Source organism: Bartonella sp. MR30HLJHH (genome assembly GCF_042194195.1).
Classification (GTDB): Bacteria; Pseudomonadota; Alphaproteobacteria; order Rhizobiales; family Rhizobiaceae; genus Bartonella; species Bartonella grahamii.
On record NZ_JBHIMO010000001.1, the window covers coordinates 167600 to 185781 of the forward strand.

An 18182-nucleotide genomic window follows, 5' to 3' on the forward strand; every position below is an offset into this window, starting at 1 on the left:
ACGAAAAAAAACGTATAAAACTGCGACATTTACACAGCCAAAAAACAGAAGAGTACCTTTAGATATCAAGATTGGCAACGCTTAGGGCATTGTCTTGAATAAAAATACGTCTAGGTTCAACTTCATCACCCATGAGACGAGAAAAGAGTGAATCTGCATCGGTTGCATCATTAATTTTTACTTGTAAAAGAGAACGTGCATTAGGATCAAGCGTTGTTTCCCAAAGCTGTTCAGCATTCATTTCCCCAAGACCTTTATAACGTTGAAGAGTAATACCTTTTTTACCATTTGTAAAAATGCTATCTAAGAGGCTCATAGGACCAAAAATACGCTCTGTTTTATCTTTGCGACGTAAAAGAACAGGCGGATGATATATGTCGATAAAATTTTGGGAAATGCGATCAATTTGGCGTGCGTCAGTTGAATTTATAAGTCCCACATCAAGCGTAACAACATCTTTAACACCACGCAAAATACGCTCAAAACATAAGTTTCCATCTGCTGTATATTGTCCACTCCAACCTTGTTCCATATCATCAGCAATCAGATTAAGGCGGTGTGCTATAGTATCTGCTATTTTTTGCGCTTTTTCTTGTGTTGCAAAGACTTCAAGATTAAAAGCGCCAACAATTGCTGCTTGTTCAACAATATTACGGTCATAACGGGTATGAAGACCATCTAAAAGTTGACGTAATATACGAGCATCTTTAGCGAGTTGATACAAATCAGCTCCTGCACGAACTTCTCCCGTTGAAAGCTCAAGCGTTGTTTCTTCTAATCCAGTATCGATCAAGAATTCTTCAAATGCTGCTTCATTTTTAATATATTGGGAAGATTTTCCACGCGATACTTTATAAAGAGGAGGCTGAGCAATATAAAGATGTCCACGTTCAATCAACTCGGGCATTTGTCTAAAAAAGAAAGTGAGTAGCAGAGTACGAATATGGGCTCCATCAACGTCCGCATCTGTCATGATGATAATCTTATGATAACGTAATTTATCCGGTGAAAATTCATCTTTACCGATAGACGTTCCAAGAGCTGTAATAAGTGTTCCAATCATATCAGATGAAAGCATGCGGTCGAAACGTGCTCGTTCAACATTGAGAATTTTACCACGAAGGGGTAAAATTGCTTGATTTTGACGTGAGCGCCCACTTTTTGCTGAACCGCCAGCCGAATCCCCCTCGACAATAAAGATTTCTGATTTTGCAGGATCACGTTCTTGGCAATCGGCAAGCTTTCCTGGCAAAGAAGTGATATCAAGCGCCCCTTTTCGTCTTGTGAGTTCACGTGCTTTGCGTGCCGCTTCACGTGCCGTTGCAGCTTCTACCACTTTACTAATGAGAAGTTTTGCTTCATGAGGATGTTCTTCCAGCCATACTGAAAGACCTTCATTGACCAAACTTTCAACAATAGGGCGCACTTCAGAAGAGACTAACTTATCCTTTGTTTGTGAAGAAAATTTTGGATCAGGAACTTTGACAGAAAGAATAGCTGTTAATCCTTCACGGCAGTCATCACCGGTTAAGTTTACTTTTTCTTTTTTAGCAATACCTGAAGATTCAGCATAGCCATTAATTTGGCGCGTAAGGGCACTTCTAAAACCTATCAAATGAGTTCCACCGTCACGCTGAGGAATATTATTGGTAAAACACAAGACCTTCTCATGATAGGAATCATTCCACCATAGGGCAACATCAACGCTCATACCATCCTTTTCACTTGCAATGTAAATAGGATTATCAAGCAGGGCTTTTTTTGATTGATCAATATATTTGACAAACTCCGTTAATCCACCTTCATAATGTAATTCAACTGATTTAGTATCAGCATGACGCTCGTCAACAAGGAGAATATAAACGCCAGAATTTAGAAAGGCTAATTCCCGTAAACGGCGCTCCAAAGTTTCAAAATCAAACTCAACCATAGTAAAAGTTTCAGAACTTGGTAAAAATCTGATTTCTGTTCCACTTTCTCTATCGCAATCGCCAATAACTTTTAATGGAGCATCAGCCACTCCGTGGGTAAATGATATTTCATGAATTTTACCATTCCGTCTGATTTGCAATTTAAGCCAAACGGATAATGCATTCACAACAGAGACGCCAACACCGTGTAATCCACCTGAAACTTTATAAGAGTTTTGATCAAACTTTCCGCCGGCATGAAGCTGTGTCATAATAACTTCAGCTGCAGAAACACCCTCTGTTGGGTGGATATCTGTTGGAATCCCACGTCCATTATCACGAACAGAACAAGAACCATCAGCATGGAGTGTGACGTTTACAAGAGTAGCATGACCGGCTAAAGCTTCATCGATAGCATTGTCTACAACTTCATAGACCATATGGTGTAAACCCGATCCATCATCAGTATCACCAATATACATACCAGGACGTTTGCGTACAGCATCAAGACCTTTGAGGACTTTGATAGAAGAAGCGCCATAATCATCACTTTGTGCCGCTGAGGTTATTTCATCACTCATAAGTTAGTCCATTCCTGTGTTCAATTTACAATATTCTATCTGCTTTTTTAAAGCTTAATGTTCTGATCAGTTATTTATGGAATAACCACATTAAACATTTACCGTATATCAGAACTAGATTCAATATCTGTCGATATATAATGAAGAGAATGATGAAATGAGATTGTACTGTTATGTCGTAAAACTCCGTCATTTAGGGCGGTGATATGGTGATATAAGGAAAGTAAGCACTACCTTGATACATTAAGTATTTTTAAAGTGTGTGGTGAATATTCGGAGCAGGGTTTATTTGTATAACCTTTAGTTAAGTAAATTGCATGAGTGGATAGCCCCAAAGAATTAGTCGAGAGAAGCAGGACTGTCTAGACATCAACGCTAGTAGGAATCCTTTTCCTTTGAGGTGTGGGAATGAGGTCAATTAAGCTTTACAATAATGATGCTATTTATTTTGTTTATTTTTGCATATGCGTAATGTTTCAAAATTAGTTATACATTTTTGTGTTAGACTAACAAAGGTCTTACTTGTTTTATCCATAAATCAATTTTCAATTCTAATGCTGCCGTATATTTAAAACAAAGGTTACGAGCTCTCTAAGCAGCTCAAATTTTTATATATTAGATTGAGGCGAAAATATTGGGTATATTGGTTTGTGTCATCTTTAAAATGTGGAAAATATAAAGGCGTAAATGTAAAAACACGTTTCCACTATCGTTCTTTTATTCAGTTTTACAACTTTTAAAAACGTCTACGGCGATGTTTTTAAAGAATGGTGGTGATGACGCATTGTCTTACGCTTTTGTTTTTCTCATTCCTGTAATGGAGGTTACGTCCCTTATTTAAAACAAAGCCCCATTGCGCTGTTATTCACGCGCTTTTTTAAGAAACATCTCTCAATGTTCCTAAACTCATTTTACAACGATGTTTAAATAGTATAACGCACAATACCCTGTGAATACTACAAGATTCACGTCCCCTATCTTGCCCATATTGACAATAAGGTGCAAACCAGCAGCATCATTTTATTTTCCAGCTCTTAAATGTTGACGCAACCTTAATGTTGAGAAACCCCTCGGCATTTGAAGGGTATTTTTACTCTTTTCTTTAATAGTGTCTGTATACTCCCTCTGGTTGTGATACGCAAGAAAATGGTTTTGATATTTTGATAAAATGGAGTGTGCCACTAAAGTATATACAGCTTATTTCTTATATTTAAAAAATCAAATCGCCTTTCTCTCAAATTACTTTTTATAAATAGCAAGAATTTTATTTATTAAACGCCAGATATTTTGGTGAAGTGCGTTAGATAATAACTGAGAAGGGTTGCATCTTAGTTTTAAAAATGGGGGAGAGATTTTGAAAATAAAAAAATCTATATATATAAAACATCTTCAATTGCGTTTATGGTACTTTTTATTCAATAATCCATACAATATTTTTATTCGTATTTTATTTGTAGCAGGGGGGGTTCTATTTTCCTCTTACGCAGAAGCTGAAAGGTTGCCTTCTTTTTTTGATTCGCATGAACATTTGGTACAACCTGATACGACGGATATTCTTCGTTTGCGTTTTGTAACAACTTTTGATTTTCCTCCTTTTAATTTCCTTGATCAAACGGGGCATCTTGCAGGTTATAATATCGATTTATTGCGCGCTATTTGCTCAAAATTAAAATTAGAGAAGCTTTGTGAAGTAGAAGTAATTCCTTGGAAAGAGCTTATAGAACATGTTAAAAATGGTGGTGCAGAAGTCATTATTGCGGGTTTAAAAGAAACAAGTAAAACCCAGCAAGATCTTGTTTTTACAAAATCATATTTGCGCTTTCCAGCGCGATTTGTTGCTTCTCGACTTTTAGATCTCGATGAGCCAATAAGCGATCAATTGGTACATTTAACCAGTGGTGTTTTGTCTAAAAGTATTCACGAAAACCTCTTTCATCATTATTTTCCTAAAGCAAAATGGCAAGAATTTAAAAAGAGAGAAGAGCTCTATAAAGCATTACAAGAGCGTAAAATTGACCTTATTTTTGATGATGGATTTGCTTTATCGTTATGGTTCAAAAAACAAAAATCTGTCGATTGCTGCCATTTTGTTGGGGGGGCATATATGGCGCCACAGTTATTAGGACAAGGAATGCAGCTTGCTGTTGCAAAAAAGAATGAAAAATTGGTTGATGTACTCAATTATGCGCTGAAATCTCTAGAAGAGGATGGTAAACTTACAGAACTTTATTTGCGTTATTTTCCAATAAGTTTTTATTGATGAATAATTTTTTAGTTAAGAGCTGTTAATCTTTCTGCGCCTAATCGATAGGAAATAGCTTCTGCGAGATGATAGCGTGAAAGATTATCTGATCCGTCAAGATCAGCAATTGTGCGTGCAACTTTGAGAATGCGATGATAAGCGCGTGCAGAGAGGTGCATTTTTTCACTCACATCTCGTAAGAGTATGGTCGCACTTTTATCAGGAATGGCAATCTGTTCTATAATTTTGGCAGGGCAATCGCCATTGGTGCGAATATGATCAAACCCCATTGTTGCAAAACGTTTAGCTTGAATGGTACGGCATCGTGCGACGCGTTTGGCAACATCGCAGCTTTTTTCTGATTGTTCTGGTTGCATAAGGTCCATAGCTGTCAAAGCAGGGACATCAATCCGTAAATCAATTCGGTCAAGCAGAGGACCAGAAATACGGGACTGATAATCGATTTGGCAGCGTATTCCTTTAGCGCAAACATGGTCTTTTTCGCCTGCCATACCACAACGGCAAGGATTCATTGCGGCAATGAGTTGGAAGCGAGCAGGATAGCTAATATGGTGATTAGCGCGGGCGATAACCGATTCCCCACTTTCTAAGGGTTGACGAAGAGAATCAAGAACCTGCGGAGAAAATTCAGGCAATTCATCAAGGAATAACACACCATTATGGGCAAGAGAGACCTCTCCCGGTCGTCCTTTAAGTCCCCCACCAATCATTGCGGCCATGGAAGCAGAATGATGTGGGGAACGAAAGGGGCAATGAAGTGAAATGGTATTATGAACCGTTTCTCCTGTAATAGAAGCAATCAGAGAGACATCTAAAAGCTCACGGCTATCAAGAGGTGGCAAAATGGAAGGTAAGCGTTGCGCTAACATAGATTTCCCAGCACCAGGAGGTCCTACAAACAAAAGGTTATGGCGTCCAGCAGCACAAACTTCTAAGGCACGTTTGGCTGTTTTCTGTCCTTTGATTTCGCAAAGATCTGGGAGTTCAGTTTCGATAGTATATTGGCGTGGTTGTGGACGTTTTTGAATTTGGGTTCCTTTGAAATGGTTGACTATAGTGAGCAGAGTCTCTGGGGCAAGAATATTTATTTCTGCATTTGCCCAAGCAGCTTCAGGTCCACATTGGAAGGGACAAATCAGTCCTTTATCGAGTGATAAAGCTGTCATGGCAGCTGGTAAAACACCATTAACAGCGGTAAGTGAACCATCCAGTGATAATTCTCCCAAAATGATATAGTCTTGTGCTACTTCAGGAGGAAGGATTCCCATAGCAAGCATTAAGCCTACGGCGATTGGCAAATCATAATGCGAGCCCTCTTTAGGCAAATCAGCTGGTGCAAGATTAATCGTAATCCGTTTAGTAGGCATAGAAAGTCCACAAGCGTGGAGGGCTGCTTGCACACGTTCACGGCTTTCTGCAACTGCCTTATCAGCTAATCCAACAATAGCCATTCCTATTTTACCAGACGAAATCATAACCTGTACATCGACAGGGACTGCTTCTAGACCGCGAAAAGCAACAGTTGTAACACGTGCGATCATTTATTTATTTTCCCCTTTAGACTTTGTAGAGACAATCATACCTATGCATAAAAATCAAGAAGCATCTCTATGGTTTTTTTTATAGAGAGATCTATATACATAGGCAGTTTTTTAGCGTCCTCATGGAAAGTCATTTGTACAAATTTAACCATGATAGTATGGGACGCAATAAAACATTTATAATAAGCTAAATAAATATGTTAAGGAAAAAGAATGAGGCTGTTCGTGTTATACAACAGTGCAAAATTTTATGAAAATATAAGGGGAGGGTGACGTTATGTATCGCAGAGTGTTATTTGATGTGATAAAACGTGTAAAATGTGCAAAGTAATTACATTTACCTTTCTTATTTTTATATTATTTAAAGTATAGTAGATGCAAAGTGTATTATAAGGTATCTGATTTTATGGTATACCAAGCAAGAATTTTATTAAAATCAGGGACTGTGCGCTGTGTATTTATAGGCTTGTGTTTCGCTTTTGCTTTTCCACAGCCACTTGCTGCATTTGATTTTTTCGGCATACCTTTTTTTGGTCAAAAGAAAACAAATTCTCCTTCAAATTATGCCAAAAGTACAGAGAGATTTTATAAAGTTGATGTTGTTGCACCGCTAGGTGCGCCATTAGAAGGTATAAAAATAGTTAAATCTGTTTCTTCTCTTGTTGCGGATAAAGAGAAAGCATCCGCCAGTTCTTCTGGTTTGCTAGCCAAGGCGCGCTCAGATTATCGAGCAATTCTTTCTGCTCTTTATGCTGATGGACGCTACGGTGGTGTTATTAGTATTAAAATTAATGGCTTAGAAGTCGCTGATTTAAGTCCGGTAACTCAACTTCCAGCACAATCCAATATTGTTATTACAATTAATGCCGGTCCACAATATGTTTTTAGTATTGCAGATATTGATAAAGTAGCTCCGTTTGAAAAACGTAAAGCGCATAAAATACCCACAATTGAAGAATTGGGCTATAAAGTTGGGGCTATTGCTAAATCTGAAACCATTTTGAAAGCAGAAAAATGGGCGATAGAAGGATGGCGTCAACAAGGTTATGCTAAAGCTAAAATTATGAAAAGTGAGGTCGTGGCTGATCATGCTGCGTTGCGTGTTGAAGGACGGATTGTTGTTGATCTTGGACAAAAGGCTCATTATGGTCCTTTAAGTGTGCGTAATATAAGTAAGAAACCACGTGTAGATTCAGCTTATATCGCATGGATGACCGGATTGAAGCTAGGTCAGAAATACGATTCCGATGCGTTAGCTAAGGCGAATGAACGTCTTGCGCGCCTTGGTGTTTTTCGTGCTATCAATATACGTGAGGCTGACACCATTAATTTAGATGGCAGTTTACCGCTTGCACTTGTTGTACAAGAACGTAAACCGCGTCGTTTTGGTGTAGGTGGTAGCTATTCAACATTAGATGGTGCTGGTTTTGAAGCTTATTGGATGCATAACAATCTTTTTGGTCATGCAGAGGTTCTTAAAATTGAAACAAAAATAAGTGGTGTTGGTGGCAATAAAAAGCAATCGTATAATTTTAAAAATTTTGATTATCTTTTCGGTGGCACGTTTATAAAGCCTGGTGTATTTACGCCAGATACAGATCTTAGGTCAGAATTAAAAATACAACAAGATGTTCTAGAAAATTATACGACAAAAGCCATCAAAGGAAGATTAGGGATTACGCATATTTTCAATGGTAATCTATCGGGACAGGCTGCTGTAGAAGTTTCAAATGGTTATTCACGTGATATTTATTTTGGGAGCCGTAATTTTACAACAATAGGTTTCCCTAGTGGTTTGATTTACGATAGTCGTAATAATAAGCTTAATGCAACAAAAGGTTTATATGGTGAAGTTTTCATTGAGCCTTTTTATGAGATGCGTTTTAGCAACTTTGTTGCAAAAGTAACAGCAGAAGGTCGTTCTTACTGGGCGTTGGATGAAGGAGATCGTTTTGTTTTTGCTACGCGGGCAAAGCTTGGTACAATTCTTGGGAATGATACAGCACAAATCCCCGCGAATACGCTTTTTTTTGCTGGTGGTGGTGGCTCTGTTCGTGGTTATGCTTACCGTAATATTGGTATCAAAACAGAAAATGATGCGGTTGTTGGTGGGCGGGCGGTTGTTGAGGGATCGGCGGAATTGCGTGTTTCTTTAAATGATAAAATAGGGTTTGTCGGTTTTCTTGATGGAGGTTTAGTAGGGGAAAAGGCGAATTTTGATTTTTCTCAAAAAATTAAATGGGGAGCCGGTATAGGAGGTCGTTATATGACGGGTCTTGGTCCTTTACGCGTTGATTTAGCCTTTCCTTTAAAGAGAGAGAAGGGTGATCCTCGTATTGGTTTTTATGTGGGTATAGGGCAAGCATTTTAATGAAAAAAGGTGTACAGTTATCAGCTTTCTTCTTTGTATTGTTGTTTTTTGGGGTGGGTGGTTTTGTTTTTGCGCAAAGAGGAGATATTCTTCCCTCTAGTGAAATAAAAAAAGATGATCGCTCATGGTTTGTTTCTTTAATTGAACGAAAGCTTTCAGCGCCCAATCGTCAAGTTCGTTTATACAATATGCAAGGCACACTGTCTTCTCAAACATCAATTGATGTTATTACTGTCAGTGATAAAAAAGGGGTTTGGCTTAAAATTACCAATGCTAAAATGAATTGGAATCGTCTAGCGTTACTGAGAGGGCGGATGGATATTAACCAGCTTTCGGCAGAACAGGTTACATTTTTACGCAAACCGCAAGGCAATTCTTCTTTTGTTTCTTCCCTTGAGACGGGTAAGTTCTCTTTACCAAAATTGCCGCTTGCTCTTTCTATCAATACGCTTACAGCTCAACATGTGATATTTGAACAGAATCTTTTTGGTTTTTCTGCTGATATGTCCCTAAAAGGCAATTTCACTTTAGCTAGTGGTAATTTTGATGTCGATATAGCGGCGCATCGTTTAGATGCACCGGGTTCTTTTTCTGTTCTCACCAAGATATCTGATAGTAATCGTACAGCTCAAATTGATATTTCTGCTAACGAACCACAAAATGGTATTTTGGCGAATATTTTTAACATTGAACAACGTCCAGCACTAAATCTCGTCGTGAAAGGTGATGGTACTTTTGATGATTTGGTTATCAAACTTTCTTTAGAGTCTGATCATCATTCTATTTTAGATGGTAATGTTATTCTTGCAAGTGTTCCAGAAGGACACAGTTTTTCTACGAAATTAGAGGGAACACTGAGCCCTTTAATGCCTTCTCAATATCATAGTCTCTTCGAATCTGATATAACATTAAAAGCAAAGGCAAGAAGAACAAAAGAAGGTGTGACACACCTTGATCAGATGGTTATTCAGAGCAAAGCAATGAATGTTATAGCCAATGCTGAAATAACTGCCGATGGATTTTTGCGGCGGCTTTTTGTTGATGGTAAAATGGCTCTTGATAATGAACAGGAGTCTGTTCATTTACCTGTATCAGAAGTGCCAAAACCTGCCAATACTCTTGCTTTGAACATTGATTATGGTCGCGAAGGGCAACAATCTTGGAATGGGCGGTTGGTCGTAGGTCATTTAAGCAATAAAAATATTTATATTCGCGATGCAATTTTTGATATGGGAGGAGTAAGCGAAAATCTTGATAATGCAGCTTCTCGTCATGTTGGTGTTCAGGTTAAAGGGACGCTTCAAGGGGTTAAAAAAATTAAGGGAGCGTTAGTAGAAAATTTAAGCCAAGCGGTTCATGTGCATTTAGATACGGATATTGTTTCGAATAAACCAATTTTGATTCATGATCTGAGTGTTACGGCTCAGGGTTTTTCTTCTTGGTTAAAAGGGACAATGGAGAATTTTGTTTTTAAAGGCGACCTCGGTTTAAAAGCTCAAACATTAACTCCTTTGGAAGTGTTCAGTAAACAATCACTTTCTGGTAGTGCCGATATTAAAGCCAAAGGAACGATCAATTTATTGAGTGGCATTTTTGATCTCCAATTATCAGGAATGGCTGACGATATGAAAATAGGCGTGCAGTCTTTTGATCGTTTATTCAAAGGAAACATCACTCTTTCAGGTGGTGCTACTCGAAATACGAAGGGTTTCATTTTTCGTCATTTTAATTTGAAAAATCAATATACAAACATAAAGGCTAATGGTTATTTTTCAGATGAAAGCGCTAAAATGGATCTATCTGCTGAAATATCTGATTTGTCCAAATTAGATCCAAAGATAAGCGGTGCGCTTACAATTGAAAGTACGGCGAGAGGGCGCAATAGCCATATAAAACTAAATACACGTGCCCATATTGCTGAAGCATTAATCGTAGGGAAGAAACTTCAAAACACAACATTTAACATAGATGCACTTGTAGATAATACAGCACCAGTTACTGCTTTAACGGGGGTGGTAAAAGGTGAAGGGATTTTTGCTAAGAAACCTTTGCATTTATCGGCCTCTTTTAAAGATTCTCATAAAATTCGAAAACTTGAAAATATCGATATTAGAGGGGGAAGTGCAAAAATAACGGGTGCTCTTTCTCAACAACTTGGGGGTTTTTTGAAAGGAGCGCTGCATATTGATGCCGATGATATTTCCGTACTGTCAGCGTTATTTTTGCAGGATGGTAGTGGAGAAGTAAAAGGAGATTTTATTTTTGATGAACAAAATGGCAGACAAAAAACCAATGTGAAGGCGCATATTAACCATTTAAATTTTTCCAAGAATAAAATAAAAAAATTGGCAATAGATGCTGATATATTCGATCCTTTTGGCATGACACAGTTTGAAGGAGTTATCAATGCAGAACATATTCAAACACCTTTGATAATGGTCAATCGTTTAAATGCTCACGCCGATAGAAATAATGGACAAACGGTTTTTACTGTCCAAGCGATGTTGCATGATACTCTCAATGCACAGCTTTCTGGTCGTTTAATGGTTGAGGAACTTCCAGAAAGTATAAAACGAGAAGTGCAAATTGAAACTGTGGATCTAAAACAACACACTTTTCATGCAACATTGCTGAAACCATCTATAATTGCTTTTGATAAAGATGGAATGACAATCAATGAATTAGGAATTGCAATAAATGGAGGCAACATCATCTTAGCAGGGAATATTCAAGATACCCTGAATTTGCAACTTACAATGAATGCGCTTCCTGCTACTTTAGTCAATCTGTGGAAAGCCGATCTTGGAGCAGCAGGGAGTGTAACAGGGCATGTTATGATTCGTGGTCATTTAAAAAAACCTGATATAACTTACGATATAAAAGGTGAAGGACTGACAACCGTTGCTTTTCAAGATAAAAAAATTATGCCTTTTTCTCTTTCTGCTACGGGAAACACTGTAGATCAAAATCTTACTTTAAATGCAAATTTAACAGGAGAAGGAGTACAAGCACAAGCTCAGGGGCATGTATCTCTAGAGAAAAATAAGCTTGATCTTCATATTAATTTGCAAAATTTATCTGCACGTTTGGCAAATGGTTTTATTGCAGGACAAGCGCTTGATGGGACAATGATAGGCAAAGTTGATATTGGTGGAACAATGAAGGATCCATCTGCTCATTTTGAGCTTTCTAGTCAAAATTTAACCGCTATGACGTATAAAGGACCAATGTCAATCAATATAAATGCTCATGGTTCTTATAAAAAATCGACTTTTCATATTGAAAATATGATAGCTACTGGAGATAAAGGATTAGATCTTTCCATCCATGGGCCTGTATCTCTTAATGGTTCAGAGGCAAAATTAAACGTTAAAGGGATAATGCCTCTTGATTTTGTTAATCTCTTATTAGCCAAGCGTGGTGCACATATAACGGGTACAGCAAGAATTGATACAGTTCTTAATGGGGCGTTATCAAAGCCACAATTGGTAGGAAATATTTCTATAGGCGACGGTAGCTTTTTTGATTCACAAACAAATGTAGGGTTGAATAATATAACGCTTGAAGGCAAATTGAACGGTGATCATATCCTTATAGAGAAAGCTTCAGCTTCTTCGTTTGAGGGGGGGAGAATTTCTGCTTCAGGTCGTATCTCTAATGATCTAGAGACAGATTTGATATTTCATCTTGATAATGCCAATTATAATGATGGTTCTATGATTCTGGCAACATTATCAGGTGAGATGACAATGACAGGTCATTTTTTAAATGATCTTGTTCTTGGTGGTGATATCATCGTTGAAAAAGCTGAAGTTTTTGTTCCTGATAATTTTAAAAGTGCCAAGTTTCTTGATGTTAGAAATAAGAATTTAACTAAATCGATTCAAACAACACTTGAACGTGCTGATGTTAAGAACACGGACAAAAGCAAAAGCCGTATAGTTACACAAAAGTCTTCATCTGTTGTGCTATCAAATATGCGTATTACAGCACGCAATCAATTTTTTGTACGCGGAAAAGGGTTAGATGCTGAACTGGGAGGACTCATTAATCTAGCAGGTCCATTGAATGATGTGCATCCAGTTGGTGAATTTAGAATGATTCGTGGACGTTTTGATATTCTTTCGCAACGTCTTAATTTTGATCAAGGACAAGCGAGTTTTAGCGGTAATCTTAATCCTACGGTTTATTTTGTAACCAACAATAACAGTGGTGATATTCAAGTCACTGTAACTGTAAGTGGGACGATTGATAATCTTGATATTAATTTTTCTTCACAACCGAATTTGCCTCAGGATGAGATTTTGGCGCGTTTGATTTTTAATCGCTCTCTTAATGAATTATCACCATTTCAGATTGCTCAACTTGCAGCAGCAGCGGCTGATCTTGCAGGTGCTTCTAATACATCTTTGTTGAATACTTTACGAACTAAAATTGGGCTTGATGATCTTGATGTTATCGTTAATGAGAAGGGTAATACAGGCTTACGTATTGGACGCTACATACACAATAATATTTATTTGGGCTTTGAAGCAGGGTCCGATGGAACGACGAAAGGGACAATTAATTTAGATATTTCGCGTCATCTCAAAGCTAAAGGTGCCATAGGAAATGAACAAAATTCTAGTATTGGTCTCTTTTATGAAAGAGATTATTAAAGATTGAATTTAAAAAACAAATTCTTCGTTTTTTGTCTCTCATTTCTAAATCTGAGGAAGAAGACATAGGCTAAAAGTCCTATAAAAGAAGAAGATTTTTTTGAGGCGTGAAGAAATATATCTGAAATATTCGATTTTTGTTTATTGTTTTTTTTGCATATTGAAATCATAGCTTTATATAAGCACTAACGTTATGCATTTATAAACTTCTTCAAGAAGTTAAGGTATTGGAGGAATATCACTTTAGTTTCTAGATATAGAAAAAACAGCAAAGCTTGCTTTAAAGAAAGCTACAACAGTACAAAAGTTTTATAATAAATCCTCTCTTATTTTTTCAATGTTTTTCTTTTACGTTGAGTGTATCTACAATTTGCAGCACAACTTATAATTATCAGCTTATCCTGTTGTACCATAAAAGACTGACATTTGAGGTTTGGTGATATAAGGCATGTAAGCTTTTTTGACAAAGTATTTTGAAAGCACGTGGTGAATATTTAGAGTAAGCCTTGTATAAGTGAATCACATAAGTTGTTATCAAGTGGAACGAACTCAATAAAAATCTGGATTGTTTACAGATCAGATTGGGTAGAATCTTTGTCCTTTAAGATGTGTGGAGAAAAATTGTCAGTGCAGGGATAAACACGGATAAAGGTTGTATTAATACAGATTCATTATCATAATCCGCGGCAATTTTTTTAAACCTTGATGCTCTCTCTTTTAGGATTGGCAACATTTATGAATGTTTCAACACTTATTTGAGGAAAGGAAAGGGTTTTTGAAGTTTCATTGTTAAAGTCAATTGTATTCAACAAAATGGCGAGTAAAGTTTTCATCTAAATCCAAGAAGTTTATTTTTAATAAACCATAAATTCTTTGCCAATTCTTGATTGAAGTAATATTTTTGCTTGGTAACAAGACTTTTTTATAAATGGAGCATTACCTTCTGTCCATTTTTATTTCAAATCTTATTTAAGGATTTAGAAATTAGGAGGTATGTTTTTGAACTGGATATTATGAAGTTTTTTATAAAATCCATGTTCTTTTGCTAGCAATTCTTTCTGAGTACCTTGTTCAATCAGTTGTCCATTTTGTATGACCACAATTTTATGAGCACGAGCAATCGTTGAAAGGCGATGAGCAATAATGATCGTTGTGCGTCCTTTGGTAAGGTGTTGAATGGCTTCATTAATTTGTGCTTCGGTGTGTGAATCAAGCGCACTCGTTGCTTCATCAAGAATCAGAATTTCGCTATCGTGAATCATTGCTCTAGCGATAGCGAGTCGTTGTTTTTGCCCCCCTGAAAGGTTACAGCCATTATCACCTATCTGTGTATCATAACCATTTGGCAAACTCATAATAAAGTCATGAGCATTTGCTGCTTTTGCTGCTTCGATAATTTCGTCATCACTAGCCCCTTCTTTTCCAAGCCCGATATTATATTTAACAGTTCCTTGAAAGAGAAAAGTATCCTGTCCTACATAGGCCATCAGGTTTCTCAGAGAGCGAAATGTTGTGTAGCGAATATCTTGATAATTAATCAATATGCGTCCTTTTGTGGGGTCATAGAGGCGCATAATAAGGTTGATAAGGGTTGACTTTCCCGAACCGGATGGTCCCACTAATGCTGTCATTTTTCCGGCTTCTATTTCTAGGTTGATATCTTTCAATATCATTTTGTTATTAGTGTATGCAAAAGAAACATGTTCGAAACGAATAGTTCCTTGCGTTTTACTCAGATCTTTAGCTTCTTTATGTTCTATAACTGTAAGGGGACAATCGAGTATTTCAAACATCGTACGGATATTGACCAAGCCAGATTCAATTTTGACACGTACATTTGCTAGCCTTTTTGCGGGTTCATACGCTAAAAGTAAAGCAACAATAAAGGACATAAATTCACCTTGAACACCTGCGCGTTGGGTTGCAAGATAACCGGAAAAACAAATAATACCTGCAATGGCAACACCCGTGAGTGTTTCCATAATCGGACTGGTAATAGCTTCGAGTGTTGCAATATTGTTTGTTTGTTTTTCAACATCACAAATGGCTTTGTCCATTCGTTTTTTCATGACTTCTTCTAGTGAAAAGGCCTTGATGATTCGAATACCAACAGCCGTTTCCTGTACGATTTTGATAATTTCACCAAGTGAAAGGAGCTCTTTTTCCATCAGGCGGCGAACGCGTTTTAAAGCCATTCGAACGCCTAAAAAAGCTAGTGGTCCTACGATTAAAGTAATGGAGATTAACACAAAGTTTTGAATGAACATGACAAGCAACAGACCACTAACGGAAAGCAAATCACGTACAAAAGTTGTGATAATAGTATCAATTATATTACGTACAGCTGTCGCATTATGAGTTACACGAACAAGAAGATCAGATGAAGTGTTATTATGATAAAAAGAGACTCCTTGTTCCATAAGTCGTGCAAAAATTTTACGCTGTTGTTCAGCAATGATACTATTGCCTGCTTTGTTTAGAAAGTAAGTTTGGGAAAAAGTTGCAACTCCTTTGAGAATAAAGATAAAAGCAATGAAGCTAGAAATCAAAACAATTATAGGAAAATTTTGTGCATCAATAATCTGATTAACAACATCACGCATAATCCATGCACTGGTTGCTGTGGTACAAGAAATGATGATCATTGAGAAAATAGCCGCACTGTACCAACGCATATGTTTACGAAAATTTTCTCGCAAAAGGCGGATAATAAGATGTTTATCAAAAGAGGAAATTTGTTTTTTAGCCATGAAGTGCTTCCATATTCTCTCATTATTTTATGCAAGATTGAAACATTCTTAATTAAAAAGCCTCTTAATCTTTTTTACAAAAATAGCCTTTTCTTTCAAGGTTCATCACATCAATTTCACGACGGCGAGAGTGAAAAATGTAGTGCAAAGTTTCTGTAAAAGGTATAATGAAAATTCGCTGTTCATCATTATTTTTAATTTTCAATAAAAGGTAACGGCGAGTTTCACCATTGTATTTACCAATTTCCATATTGTGATAACCTTTGGCACTTGAAATAGCTCACAAAAAACATTTCTGCTTTTTTAATAATTTTTATGTATCATCTCCGTTTGTGATGTGTAAGCAAACAATTTTGCCACATTGCATGATAAGAGAGCTTGAAATAAGAAGACCTTACGATGTTTGAGCTTTCTCATTTAATATGCAAAATAACGAATTCTTCTTATAAATCGATAAAGCATTATTAAACTCTTAAAAGGATTTATACACATTTATAAAACCTTAAAAGCACCACAAAAACTCTATGTGGTGCTTCTAAATAATGCCATACGCTTATTTTGATGAGTTGCATGCAAATATTATTCTAATGCAAAACTATTTAGGTGCTATCACCATCATCATTTGCCGGCCTTCAAGCTTTGGCTCCAATTCAATTTTGGCAATTTCACTTGTATCTTCTTTCACACGCTGAAGAAGCTTTAATCCAAGATCTTGGTGAGCCATCTCACGACCACGAAAACGCAAAGTAATCTTTACTTTATCACCATGATCAATAAAGCGATGAACAGCCTTGAGTTTGACTCCATAATCATGGACATCAACATTTGGGCGCATCTTAATCTCTTTGATTTCGATGACTTTTTGCTTCTTACGTGTTTCAGCAGCTTTTTTTTGGGTTTGATATTTTAATTTGCCCAAATCGATGATTTTACATACGGGTGGCTCCGCATTTGGTACAATCTCAACCAAATCAAGCCCCGCATCTGCAGCCATAGCAAGAGCTTCTTGTATCGCAACAACCCCCTGATGTTGTCCCTCATCATTGATAAGCTGAACATGAGGTACTCGGATATCCTGATTTGAACGCGGTCCGTCTTTTTGGGTAGGTGTCATTTTAAACGGTTTACGAATGGTTTATGCTCCTTAATTTTGATTCAACTACAGTTAATTTAATATACAATTATGCACCTAAAAACAACTATAATTCGTGTCTTTTTCATTATTTGATTTATTACTTTTGGGAATGATTTAGATTATAAAAGTTTTTCTCTTAATTTAAAGGAATTGTTTTATGGAGGATAAAGAATCATGGATCAAAATATTCCTTGTCAGTTTTTTTCGTTTGAGAACACCGCACTTGCAGTACGTTATCGCAAAGGCAGCCATTCTCCAGGTTTAGTTTGGCTTCATGGCTATCTGTCCGATATGTCAGGGGATAAGGCGATGTTGGTTGATAGTTTTGCTCAGAAGAATGATTTGTCCTGCTTACGTTTTGATTACTCTGGACATGGAGAATCTGAAGGTGATTTTTTTCAAGGAACGATTTCACGCTGGGTTAAAGAAAGTTTAGCGGTTTTTGAAAATTATTGTGAAGGGCCACAAATTTTGATTGGCACCTCTATGGGCGGGTGGATTGCGCTAAAGCTTGCTATGATGCTAGTACAGAAAAATAAGAAGCTTGCTGGCATGATATTGATTGCTCCAGCACCTGATTTTACACAAACATTGGTGGAACCAAAATTAGGCCCAGAAGAATGGAAGATTTTGGAGGAAAAAGGCTATATTGAACGACCTGCAGTTGATGATACAGAGCCAATGCCCTTTACAAAAACATTGATTGAAGATGGACGCGAAAATTGTGTTATGAAAGGATGCATTGATGTTGGGTGTCCAGTCCATATTTTACAAGGGATGGAAGATGAAGATATTCCCTATCAGCATACATTGACTTTACTTGATCATTTACCTCTCCATGATGTAACATTGACACTTGTTCGTGATGCAGGTCATCGCTTTTCTCGTCCGCAAGATTTAGATTGCCTCGAAACGGTATTGAGATCTTTTATTAATCAGATTAATGCAAAATAAGGGGTACATTTATTGATGA

The 18182-nt window shown here is 37.1% G+C and carries 9 protein-coding genes; 4 read left to right on the plus strand and 5 right to left on the minus strand.

Annotated features, from left to right (window positions below; genetic code table 11):
• Positions 1 to 58: 58 nt before the first annotated feature.
• Positions 59 to 2491 (minus strand): DNA topoisomerase (ATP-hydrolyzing) subunit B, encoded by a 2433-nt coding sequence (gene gyrB, locus ACFIKR_RS00685; RefSeq protein WP_375658433.1) that lies wholly within the window; start codon positions 2489 to 2491, stop codon positions 59 to 61.
• Positions 2492 to 3845: 1354 nt separating this feature from the next.
• Here gyrB and ACFIKR_RS00690 point away from each other — a divergent pair.
• A complete protein-coding gene (locus ACFIKR_RS00690; protein ID WP_375658434.1) occupies positions 3846 to 4751 on the plus strand; it encodes a transporter substrate-binding domain-containing protein in 906 nt (301 codons plus the stop codon).
• An 11-nt stretch (positions 4752 to 4762) separates the two neighbouring features.
• On the opposite strand, the gene ACFIKR_RS00695 is transcribed toward ACFIKR_RS00690, so the two are convergent.
• Positions 4763 to 6295, minus strand: coding sequence for a YifB family Mg chelatase-like AAA ATPase (locus tag ACFIKR_RS00695; RefSeq protein ID WP_375635385.1), 1533 nt, complete (start codon positions 6293 to 6295; stop codon positions 4763 to 4765).
• A gap of 406 nt (positions 6296 to 6701) precedes the next feature.
• Here ACFIKR_RS00695 and ACFIKR_RS00700 point away from each other — a divergent pair, with 406 nt between their 5' ends.
• The gene (locus tag ACFIKR_RS00700; protein ID WP_375658435.1) at positions 6702 to 8666 is read left to right on the plus strand and encodes an autotransporter assembly complex family protein; all 1965 of its coding nucleotides are present in this window, start codon (positions 6702 to 6704) and stop codon (positions 8664 to 8666) included.
• Entirely contained in the window at positions 8666 to 13324 is a 4659-nt protein-coding gene (locus ACFIKR_RS00705) for a translocation/assembly module TamB domain-containing protein (protein ID WP_375658436.1), read from the plus strand. Before ACFIKR_RS00700 ends, ACFIKR_RS00705 begins: the two co-directional genes overlap by 1 nt.
• A gap of 977 nt (positions 13325 to 14301) precedes the next feature.
• Here the strand turns inward: ACFIKR_RS00705 and ACFIKR_RS00710 are convergent.
• The 3 genes from ACFIKR_RS00710 to infC form a co-directional block, all read right to left on the minus strand.
• Positions 14302 to 16074, minus strand: a complete 1773-nt coding sequence (locus ACFIKR_RS00710) for an ABC transporter ATP-binding protein (protein ID WP_375658437.1) — start codon at positions 16072 to 16074, stop codon at positions 14302 to 14304.
• Positions 16075 to 16138: 64 nt separating this feature from the next.
• Complete coding sequence (locus ACFIKR_RS00715; protein WP_375646954.1) at positions 16139 to 16324, minus strand: hypothetical protein; 186 nt, start codon at positions 16322 to 16324, stop codon at positions 16139 to 16141.
• Between the two features lie 345 nt (positions 16325 to 16669).
• Positions 16670 to 17188 (minus strand): translation initiation factor IF-3, encoded by a 519-nt coding sequence (gene infC / locus ACFIKR_RS00720; RefSeq protein ID WP_026500140.1) that lies wholly within the window; start codon positions 17186 to 17188, stop codon positions 16670 to 16672.
• 195 nt (positions 17189 to 17383) lie between these two features.
• Here infC and ACFIKR_RS00725 point away from each other — a divergent pair, with 195 nt between their 5' ends.
• A complete protein-coding gene (locus ACFIKR_RS00725) occupies positions 17384 to 18163 on the plus strand; it encodes an alpha/beta hydrolase (RefSeq protein ID WP_375658438.1) in 780 nt (259 codons plus the stop codon).
• Positions 18164 to 18182: the final 19 nt, after the last annotated feature.